At 39.2% G+C, this 10,464-nt stretch carries 8 protein-coding genes; 7 read left to right on the forward strand and 1 reads right to left on the reverse strand.

The annotated features are described in order from the left end of the window. Positions 1–32: 32 nt before the first annotated feature. Together ACVWYG_RS01985 and ACVWYG_RS01990 are read left to right on the forward strand one after the other, a co-directional pair. Positions 33–4,412, forward strand: coding sequence for a CusA/CzcA family heavy metal efflux RND transporter (locus ACVWYG_RS01985; RefSeq protein ID WP_457268449.1), 4,380 nt, complete (start codon positions 33–35; stop codon positions 4,410–4,412). Beyond that, the gene (locus tag ACVWYG_RS01990) at positions 4,409–5,557 is read left to right on the forward strand and encodes an efflux RND transporter periplasmic adaptor subunit (protein WP_457268450.1); all 1,149 of its coding nucleotides are present in this window, start codon (positions 4,409–4,411) and stop codon (positions 5,555–5,557) included. Before ACVWYG_RS01985 ends, ACVWYG_RS01990 begins: the two co-directional genes overlap by 4 nt. A gap of 280 nt (positions 5,558–5,837) precedes the next feature. On the opposite strand, the gene ACVWYG_RS01995 is transcribed toward ACVWYG_RS01990, so the two are convergent. Further along, positions 5,838–6,500: a metal-dependent transcriptional regulator gene (locus ACVWYG_RS01995; RefSeq protein WP_457268451.1), complete on the reverse strand. Its 663-nt coding sequence runs from the start codon at positions 6,498–6,500 to the stop codon at positions 5,838–5,840. Positions 6,501–6,953: 453 nt separating this feature from the next. Here ACVWYG_RS01995 and ACVWYG_RS02000 point away from each other — a divergent pair, with 453 nt between their 5' ends. The 5 genes from ACVWYG_RS02000 to ACVWYG_RS02020 all read left to right on the forward strand — a co-directional run. Next, on the forward strand, positions 6,954–7,541 hold the full coding sequence (locus ACVWYG_RS02000; RefSeq protein WP_457268452.1) for a 2,3-bisphosphoglycerate-dependent phosphoglycerate mutase: 588 nt from the start codon (positions 6,954–6,956) through the stop codon (positions 7,539–7,541). Beyond that, on the forward strand, positions 7,538–7,852 hold the full coding sequence (locus ACVWYG_RS02005) for a hypothetical protein (protein WP_457268453.1): 315 nt from the start codon (positions 7,538–7,540) through the stop codon (positions 7,850–7,852). The genes ACVWYG_RS02000 and ACVWYG_RS02005 overlap by 4 nt, the downstream gene beginning before the upstream one ends. Before the next feature lie 15 nt (positions 7,853–7,867). Further along, complete coding sequence (locus ACVWYG_RS02010) at positions 7,868–8,299, forward strand: BT0820 family HAD-type phosphatase (protein WP_457268454.1); 432 nt, start codon at positions 7,868–7,870, stop codon at positions 8,297–8,299. Positions 8,300–8,487: 188 nt separating this feature from the next. Further along, a complete protein-coding gene (locus ACVWYG_RS02015; protein ID WP_457268455.1) occupies positions 8,488–9,504 on the forward strand; it encodes a YncE family protein in 1,017 nt (338 codons plus the stop codon). A gap of 637 nt (positions 9,505–10,141) precedes the next feature. Then, positions 10,142–10,464, forward strand: a 323-nt coding sequence (locus ACVWYG_RS02020) for an IS110 family transposase (protein WP_457268456.1), incomplete at its 3' end; no start/stop codon positions are given.

Here is a 10,464-nt window from a genome sequence, read left to right on the forward strand (position 1 = left end):
CCTCGTGTTAATTTTTATTAAATCCATTTCAAATGATTGATCGTATAATAGAATTTTCGGTCAGGAACAAGCTCATTGTGGGCTTACTGGTACTACTTATAGCTGTAGCAGGTATATATTCTGCAAGTCAAATTTCTGTAGATGCTGTTCCCGACATTACAAATAATCAGGTGATGGTAATTACTGTTTCTCCTTCTTTGGCTGCGCCTGAGGTAGAACGACTAATTACCGCACCTACCGAGCGCCTAATGGCATCTTTACCAAAACTAAAGGAAGTGCGCTCCATTTCTCGCTTTGGCCTGTCTAATGTTACCCTCGTTTTTGACGACGATTTAGACGTTACAAAAGCCCGTCAAGAGGTTAGTGAACGCCTCGGACAGCTCAAGGCCATAATCCCACCTGGAATTGGAGAACCAGATATGGGGCCAATAAGCACAGGCTTAGGCGAGGTTTATCAATATTATGTAGTGCCCAAACCGGGATACGAAAACAAATACACGCTGACCGAATTGCGAACCATCCAAGAATGGATTGTACGTAGGCAGCTTTTGGGCGTGCCTGGTGTTGCAGACGTAAGCAGTCTGGGCGGAAAGCTTAAACAATATCAGGTTGTAATCAATGCTGCTAGCATTAAAAGTATGCGCGTTACAATAGACCAAATTTACAACGCCGTACAAAATAACAACGAAAATACGGGCGGTGCATACATCGAAAAGGGACCAAATGCGTATTACATCAGAACCGAGGGAATGGCAACTACCATTGCAGACATCCGAAGCATGCCTATCAAAAATGTTGGAGGCGTTCCTCTTACCGTTGGCGATGTTGCGGAAGTAAAAGAAGGGACTGCGCTGCGGTTTGGCGCCATGGTTAATGATAAATATGGAGAAGTTTCTGGCGCGGTAATCCTAATGTTAAAGGGTGCAAATGCCATGGCAGTGGTTAAACAGGTAGAAAAGCGTGTTGAAGAAATTAAGAAAACATTGCCTGAAGGTGTAACTATAAAACCTTATTACGAACGTAGTAAAATGGTAAACAATTCTATATCAACTGTTAAACGAAATCTTATTGAAGGTGCTTTGATCGTTATTTTGGTGCTCGTGCTCTTTCTTGGCAACTTACGATCTGGTCTGGTGGTTGCTTCAGTAATACCACTGTCGATGCTTTTTGCTTTAATTATCATGTACGCAACCGGAGTTTCTGCAAATTTGATGAGCTTGGGAGCGCTAGATTTTGGCCTCATTGTAGACGGCGCCGTGATTATCGTAGAGGGTGTAATGCATCGCTTCCATGATAAAGTAGATAAACATACAGGAGGCGATTTTACGACTGAAGAAGTAAACAGCGAAGTGAAAACGTCTGCTTCCAGACTAATGAATGCTGCTATTTTTGGTCAGATCATTATTTTGGTGGTTTATCTCCCTATCCTAAGTTTGCAGGGAATAGAAGGAAAAATGTTTAGACCTATGGCAGAAACGGTCGCTTTTGCCTTGGTTGGGGCCTTTATTCTTTCGCTCACCTACGTACCAATGATGACCTCCTTAACATTGAATAGAAAACCTAAAAAAGGAAAAAATCTTGCTGATAAGATGATGGGCGCTATCCAAAAAAGATATGCTCCTTTGTTAAAAAAATCTATGGCTTATCCGAAGACAATCATTCTTATTGGGGTGATACTTTTTGGATGCTCTTTTTTAGTATTTAGATCTCTTGGAGGAGAATTTATCCCACAGTTAGAAGAGGGAGATTTTGCGTTAGATGCAAGATTTTTACCTGGCACTTCACTAAGCCAAACAATTAAGGGAATGGAATTGGCATCAAAAAAACTAAAGCGTTTTCCTGAAGTGCAGCAGGTTACGTGCCGCATAGGATCTGCAGAAATACCTACCGATCCGATGTCTCTAGAACAATGCGATGTATTTATTTCCTTGAACGACAAATCTACTTGGACAACCGCTAAAGATTATATAGGCTTGAAAGACACAATTGGCAAAGTATTGGCAGAAATTCCAGGGCTCAATGTTGGCTTCGAATATCCTGTACAGATGCGGTTTAACGAGCTCATATCAGGCGCCAAACAAGATGTGGTGGTAAAAATTTATGGAGATAATTTAGATCAATTGGCAAAATACGCGGGGAAGCTCAGCGCTCTGGTAGCCAAAGTAAATGGGGCCGCCGATATAAATACAGAACGAATTATCGGATTGCCACAGTTAGTAATTCATTACAATAGAGCAGCATTAGCACAATACAATGTGAGTATTAGCCAGATTAACCACGTGATAAATGCAACTTTCGCTGGACAGAAAGCAGGAAGCATTTATGAAGAGGAAAAACAATTTGACGTAATGTTGCGCATGGCAGATTCTGCCCGGTCAAACATCGATCAAATTGGATCTTTGAGCATACCTACTCAAAACGGGCAACTTATACCATTAAGTCAGTTGGCGGAAATTGGCATAAAAGATGGGCCAAACCAGATACAGCGAGACAATGGGCAAAGGCGGATTGCCGTTGCATTTAATGTTAGGGGAAGAGATGTTGAAAGCGTTGTAATGGATTTACAAAAAATAGTAACGGAAAAACTAAAGTTACCGGCAGACTATCATTTGGAATACGGAGGCCAATTTGAAAACTTAAATTCTGCAAAAAATCGCCTTTCAGTTGCAGTTCCCGCCTCTTTATTATTTATCTTCATTTTGCTCTATTTTGCTTTCAATCAATTTAAAGAAGCACTTATTGTATTCTCGGCAATACCATTGGCGGCAACGGGAGGTGTTTTTGCTTTGTGGCTTAGGGGCATGGCTTTTAGCATCTCTGCAGGCATTGGATTTATTGCTCTCTTCGGCGTTGCGGTGCTCAATGGAATTGTACTCATAAGCGAATTCAACCGCTTAAAAAAAGAAGGAGTTGAGGACATCGACGAGCGTATCAAACTAGGAACTGCAAATAGATTAAGGCCAGTACTCATGACAGCCACTGTCGCCTCTCTAGGATTCGTGCCTATGGCCATTTCTACGCACGCCGGTGCTGAAGTTCAAAGGCCGTTAGCTACGGTGGTAATTGGCGGCCTAATTACGGCAACCTTACTTACTTTGGTGGTGCTTCCATCCTTGTACAAACAATTTGCCTCAAAGGCTAAGAAAGATAGTGGAACCAGTGGAAAAGCAGTGCTAATTGGTATTTTACTTCTTTTCTTGGGGTTTTCTGGAAATTCCCAAACTGCAATTGTTAAAACCATCACAATTGAGGAAGCTTTGGCAAAAGCGTTTACACAAAACAATGCTTTATTGGCTGCAAAAATTCAGAGCGAGGCAGCTCTGGCAAATGAAGGAACTGCTTTCGACATCCCTAAAACAGCACTGTCTTTTGATCAAGGAAACATTAATAGTCCACTCACAGACAACCGTTTTATGGTTTCGCAGAATTTCGCGTTGCCCGGACTCTACAACAAACAAAAGCAATACCTTAAAGCGCAAAGTACGCAGTCTAATTTTCAGGCAGAGGCGGTTAAAAATCAGCTTGCCTACCAAGTTAGATCTGTGTACGTAGAAATGACGGCATCAGTTGCTAAGATAAAAATATTGACTGAGCAAGACTCTATTTTTAATCAGGTGGTGAGATTGGAGAAACTCCGTTTTGATGTTGGAGAAGTTTCTCGGGTAAATTTAACCAGCGCCGAGGTAAAAGTCGCTATGCTCAAGAATGAGCTCAACAATTTACAAACTGAAATAGAAGTGCAACAGAGTCGGCTTCAGGCGCTAATGGCAAGTAATGAAATCTTCTTACCCAATGATCAGTTGCCGCCGGCTTGGCAAAATAATTTTATTCCAGATTCTACAATGGTCATGCAAAACCCAGAAGTTAGACAGGCAAACCAAGAAGTAGTTGTAAACGATTGGAAGCGTAAAGTAAATAAGTCTAAAGCCCTACCTGATTTGAGTTTGGCCTATAGTAACCAAAGCTTTAGTGGGACAACCATCGGGAACGGATTTACAACGCTTAATAAAAGCAATAGATATTCTTCGGTGATGGTCGGGCTAAATGTCCCGATATTTTTTAAAGGATATAAGGCCGCTGTTCGTAGCGCTGAATTGCAAAAAAAATCTGCTCAGTTTTCTTTATCAGAAAAAGAAACGCAGCTTTCTTCACAATGGCAACAGACATTTAGGCGTTACAATCGCCAAAAACAATCGTTGCTGTACTATGAAATTGCAGCTCAAAATCAAGCCGATGAACTATTAAGAACGGCCTCACTGTCTTTCAAGAATGGCGACATTAGTTACCTAGAGTGGGCAAATCTGTATAACCAGTCCATACAGCTAAGAACCGATCGGCTAACCGCTTTACTCCAAATTGATCAAACAATTAACCTGCTTTGGTACTACCAGGCAAAAATAGAAAAACCATGAAAATTTATTTAATCATTTGCGCTGCTTTTCTGCTCTCTTCTTGTGCAAGTAAAGAAGATAAGAAGGAAGCTAATGCTGCACAAGACAGCTCAAAGACGATGGAAAATACCATCACTTTTAATGCAGAACAAATAACGAACGGCAGCATAGAAACTGGTAAATTGCCTACACATTTACTTAATTCAAGCATTCACGCAAATGGACAAGTGGATGTGCCCCCAGAAAATCTAATCGCCGTTAACGTACCTATGGGAGGTTTTTTAAAACAGACTAGAATGTTACCGGGTATGGTGGTTAAAAAAGGTGAGGTAGTTGCCCTCATAGAAAATGCTGAGTATGTTACGCTACAGCAAGATTACCTTACAGCTAGTAGCCGAATAATCTTTCTAAAGCAAGAATTAGAGCGGCAAAAAACATTAAGTGATCAACAAGCAAGCCCACTAAAGCTATATCAGCAATCTTTGGCAGACTATAATACGGAGTTGGCGAAAGCTGCGGGTACAGCTCAAAAATTAAAAATGCTTGGCTTTAATCCGAATAATATTACCACAAAAAACATTACTGCTTTGGCAACTATAAAATCACCAATTGATGGGTTTGTCTCTAGAGTAAATGTCAGCACTGGTACGTATGTAAATCCAACAGATATTTTAATGGAACTGGTTAATACCAGCGACATTCATGCAGCACTTATTGTTTTTGAGAAAGACATCTCCAAAATCCAGATCGGTAATCTCGTCACTATCTCGCTCCCTAGTTTACCTGGAAAAACCTTTCCGGGCAAAGTAATATTAATTGGAAAAATGTTAGATTCTACTCGCAGCGTCATGGTTCATTGTCATTTTTTAAGAACTGATTCAGATTTGTTGCCAAACATGTTTCTACAGGCCGAAATTGAAACAAAACCTCAAAATACTTCCGCTTTACCAGATGGTGCGTTGGTAAGGTTTGGTGGCAAACGGTACGTTTTTTTAGCAAATGCAGAAAAAAATAGGATGAAGTTTAGTTTGTTACCTGTAAAGGTTGGCATTCAAGAAAATGGATGGAACGAGGTGGAGCTAAGTAATCCTGAACTAAAAAATTCGAATTTTGTAACAAATGGTGCTTTCTCGATTTTATCAGCGATGAAGAATTCAGGGGAATAGGTTTAGTATTTCATAAAACGAAGGATACTTCCGAGAGGAGTTCTCCTTCGTTTATTTTGAAACTATAATTGAAACAAAAATTCCATGGTTACAAAAAGATTTTAACAGCTTTTATTTCTTATCGAAACAGTTATGTGTTGACCGTTTAACTCTTGGATAATAAATATAAAAATCTTTAGCTGACAAGTACGGTTATTGGCAATTTTTGAGGCACTATTATTAGTACAACAATCTTTGATGCTCAGTTGGCAGCTGAAAATCAAACCGCCTTAAAAAAAGCCTATTTCATAATTCTATCTATGCGCATATTTTGACAGGCCACTTTGCTCAATATTTCGGCAACGTGGTTGCCGTAATCAATCGTGGTGGATTGGTCAAACGCCTCTATTGCAGTAACTGTAATCTCTGTACCCAAGGATAAATCTTTTTTATTCAAAAATTTTAAAAAATCTTTTGAAGAATCTGTAACCGACTTAAATATAACCTTTTCACCTACTTTACAGTCGCTCAGGCTTTTATAAGTACGCTGCACCACTTTCCCTTCTTTATCAGGAATCGGGGCGCCATGTGGATCAAATTTTGGATGGCCAAGTAACTGATCCATCTTATCAAAAAAGGCAACGGAGCGTACGTGCTCAACCTGCTCTGCAATATCATGGACTTCTTCCCAGCCAAACCCCATCTTCTCAACTAAAAATATCTCCGTTAATCTATGCTTTCTAATAACCAAAGCTGCTTCCTTCTTTCCCATTTCAGTAAGCCTTACCGGTTTATAGCTTTCATAGTGCACAAAATCTTGCTCAAAAAGCTTTTTCATCATGCTGTTAACAGTTGGCATTTTTATATTTAGATGCTTAGAGAGTTCGTTCACATTTACCTCACCTTTGTCATTAGACAAATTAAAAAGGGCCTTCAAATAATTCTCTACCGTTAAGGAATTCATATCGTATGGTTGTAGCTTCTTAAAAAGCACCGAATTTATCAAAATAAAAGTATTTAAAAAAATTGTTCGCCTAATCTAACTTGTGAGGGTTAATGCTGAATGTTTAAATGCTTATTTCCGGACAACACTACTCGATCTATTTTTTCAATAGAAATTCAAAATTGCGGCATTAACCAAAACCACTAACAAGGCAATGATTAGCGAACCGACTCAATCCTAAAAACAACGTAACGATGGTTGCTTTTTTAATTTTAATAAAAACCATTCGCTAAAAAGTATCGATTTCCTCTACAGCTACAATTTTGATAAAGTTTGATGTTATTTCTGCTTCGACCTTAATGATACAGCGGCTGTTCTTAATCCTTTTTGTTCATTTGACGGTTAGGTTTAAGATAGTGGAACGATTAATGATAAAGAAAAACGGTAGCCTGTGTTAGGACGTAAGACAAAACAATGAGCAACAAATTAATACTTGTACGCCATGGACAGTCGCAGTATAATTTAGAAAATAAATTTACTGGATGGCAAGATGTGGACATTACCGCTACCGGAATTAAGGAAGCTGAAGCGGCAGGTGAACAGCTTAAGTTAGAAAAAATCGATGTTGCATTTACTTCAAAACTCATTCGTGCACAGCATACATTAAAAATTATCCAACAAATTGCTGGCCTGGAAAATATTCCTGTATTTGAAAATAACGCACTGAACGAACGTGGATACGGCAAATTGGAGGGTTTAAATAAAAGTGATATTGCGTTAAAATATGGCGCAGAACAAGTACACATCTGGAGACGATCATTTGATGTTCCGCCACCTGGCGGTGAAAGTTTAAAAAACACTTATGACCGCGTTATCCCGTATTTTAAATCTCACATTAGACCGGAATTAGACAAAGGGTTAAACGTTTTGATTGTAGCGCATGGAAACAGTCTGAGAGCGCTAATCTTGTTCTTAGAAAATTTATCTACCGACGAAATATTAGCAAGAGAAGTGGCTACCGGCGTGCCGATTATCTATGAGTGGCCATTGAAAAAAAAATGATGCAAACAAAAACAGAGGAACATAAGGAAGCCGTGGGCTGGTCTTATCGGTTATTTGGTTTAACTGAAGATCAAGATAACGAAAATGAGCAGGCTTTTGAACAGGTACTTTCAGACCATCTAGACCACTTAATTATAACCGATTTTAATAAGCTAATTGGTGTGTTATATAGAATTGATATTTCTCAAGAAAAGGCAGTTGCAGCTTTAGCCGAGGGAATAAACACTAATACCCCGGGAGAGATAATGGCTAAATTGATTGTGAATAGGCAAAAAGAGAAATTGTATTATAGAAAATTATATAGTAAATAAAGTGAGTTAAGAGGTATGAAGAATGATTGTAAACTAATAGCAGTAGATTTCGACGGTACAATTGTAGAGCACACTTATCCGGAAATTGGACAAGAGATGCTTTTCGCATTTTCTACGCTAAAAGAACTTCAGAAGAAAGGGCACAAATTGATTCTTTGGACCTATCGGGATGGCGAATATTTACAAAAAGCAGTTGACTATTGCGCGGAAAATGGGATGATATTTTATGCCGTAAATGAAAATTATCCGGGTGAAACTAAAGAAGGAAATTACAGTCGAAAACTCTTAGCTGATATCTTTATCGACGATAGAAATATTGGTGGCTTTTTGGGTTGGGATACCATTTGGCAATTACTTCACCCGGATGGGGAAGAATATGCGGGAATATTAAAAAATCAATTGGCACACAATAACTATAAGGAGCCAAAGAAAAAATGGTGGTTTTGAGCCGATTGTTTTATCTCTTACGCGCTTAAAATTTTACATGTATCATCATACATGCGTTCAGCGCCTCTGTTTAAGCCGGTGAGGCTGACGTCCAAAACCAAACTCAATAGCGGTCAGTTTTTTCTTGCGAAGATTGCCTAGCTACTAAATCTCTACAGAATTAGTGTTTAACTTGAAAAAAAAATCCCGTGAAGAAAATTACCTTGTCAATCTGCATTCTTTCGTGTTGCTTATCTGTGTTCGCCCAAAAAGCCCAACATTTCCGTATTTTAAAGAGCCATGCCATTTCAGGAGAGGGGGGTTGGGACTACCTTACTGTTAATTCAAGTAAGAAACAGATTTATGTTTCTCATGGAAACCAAGTGAATATCATCAGCGAAGGAAGTGGAGATTCAATTGGCGTAATTTCAAATACAAGCGGCGTTCACGGCATTGCTCTGGCAAATAATCTTAACAAAGGATACATTAGCGATGGAAGGGCTAACCAAGTTACTGTCTTCGACCTGACCGACAATAAAACGATTAAAACAATAGCTGTGGGAACAAATCCTGACTATATTTTATACGATCCTTCATCTGAAAAAATATTTACTTTTAATGGTCGAAGTAGCGATGCAAGTGTTATTGATGCGAAAACAGATCGGCTAATTGCTACAATTTCATTAGGTGGAAAGCCAGAAGCAGGTGTTTCTGACGGTAAAGGGCAAATTTATGTAAACATAGAAGATAAAAATGAAGTAGTTGTTTTCGATGCAAACACATTCGAAATTAAACATAGATACAAGATAGCGCATGGTGATGAACCGTCTGGTTTGGCCATAGATATCGTTAACAATCGCTTGTTCATTGGCTGCGGCGGCAATAAAAAAATGGTTATTATGGATGCTACAAATGGAAAAAACATAACTAGTTTTACCATCGGTGGTTGCGATGGCGTAGTGTTTGATCCAGTTTACAAATTGGCATACGCATCTAACAATGAAGGATTTATTTCTGTCGTTAAGGAAAAAGACGCCAATAATTTCGAGTTTGTAAAAAATATCCCAACAGAAAAAGGTGCGAGAACGATTGCCATAGATTTACAAACACATCGGCTCTTTACTCCTACAGCTCAAACTGCCGCAGTTGCTCCCACCCCACAAAATGCTCATCCGTGGCCAAAACCTGTCGATGGTACTTTCCACGTTTTAGAAATAGGAGAATAAAAATTCATAAATACCTACAGAACAGCTCGTTACGCAGTTGAGGCGTTGTAATTTTAGTGACAATAGTCTATTTTCTTCGCAAAATGGATTCCGCTCGTACACCAATACAGTATGCTATGCCCAGACTGTACTGTCAAATAGCATTTATTTTGCGCTTTTTCTATAAAAAATAATGGCAAGGCCCGTAGTTGTAGAATCAAACTGCGAAATAATTGGCTGCATATTAATCCAGAATTTCTCTGGGCTTTTATATAATTTGGGCGTTACCCTGAAGAGGGTCGCGCTTTACGTTGCAATCTTTTGGCTCGTTCCTCACAAAAAGGATTTAATCTACAATCGCTAAATAGCAGAAATGAGCGGTGCGCTAACGATGGGAATGGCATCCTCCTATGTTTGAATAATAATAATTTATCATCAAATTTATAGAAATAAGTGAAGAGGCGAGAGAGTGAGTTGGCATCCTAAGCAAGTCTAGAACTATGCTGCGTAAAAGATATAACCTCCCGTCTCTTTGTTCTTTAGAGTTTGAACAGAATGTAAGAAATATGGCAGAGCCATATATTCAGGATATCCAACAGGAGAAAAAACGGAGAAGACTTATCACTTATTTTAACCTAAACTCTTAATAGCTAAATGTATGAGAACATTTTTAAAACAGGTGGTAGGTATCGACGTAGCAAAGGAAGAGCTCGTTGTTTCGCTGGGTCGCATTGATGAGAGCCTCAGTGTGGAGATTTTTGCCTACAAGACCTTTAAGAACAAGATCTCGGGGTTTTCGATGCTCAGGAAATGGGCCGAAAAGTTACTTCCTCCGCAGACGACAACGCTGTATGTGATGGAAGCTACGGGAGTGTACCACGAGTCGCTGGCTTATTGGCTGGCAGATGATCAACGAGATGTAAGCATTGTACTCCCAAACAAGATCAGCAATTTCTTCAGGACGCTGGACATCAACACAAT

It is taken from the genome of Pedobacter sp. UYEF25, from assembly GCF_054061655.1.

Bases quoted from the DNA above. Each gene is read 5' to 3' on its own strand.
- ACVWYG_RS02010 (WP_457268454.1), top strand. From the start codon at position 7,868: ATGAAGAATGATTGTAAACTAATAGCAGTAGATTTCGACGGTACAATT.
- ACVWYG_RS01985 (WP_457268449.1), top strand. From the start codon at position 33: ATGATTGATCGTATAATAGAATTTTCGGTCAGGAACAAGCTCATTGTG.
- ACVWYG_RS01995 (WP_457268451.1), bottom strand. From the start codon at position 6,500: ATGAATTCCTTAACGGTAGAGAATTATTTGAAGGCCCTTTTTAATTTG.
- ACVWYG_RS02005 (WP_457268453.1), top strand. From the start codon at position 7,538: ATGATGCAAACAAAAACAGAGGAACATAAGGAAGCCGTGGGCTGGTCT.
- ACVWYG_RS02000 (WP_457268452.1), top strand. From the start codon at position 6,954: ATGAGCAACAAATTAATACTTGTACGCCATGGACAGTCGCAGTATAAT.
- ACVWYG_RS01990 (WP_457268450.1), top strand. From the start codon at position 4,409: ATGAAAATTTATTTAATCATTTGCGCTGCTTTTCTGCTCTCTTCTTGT.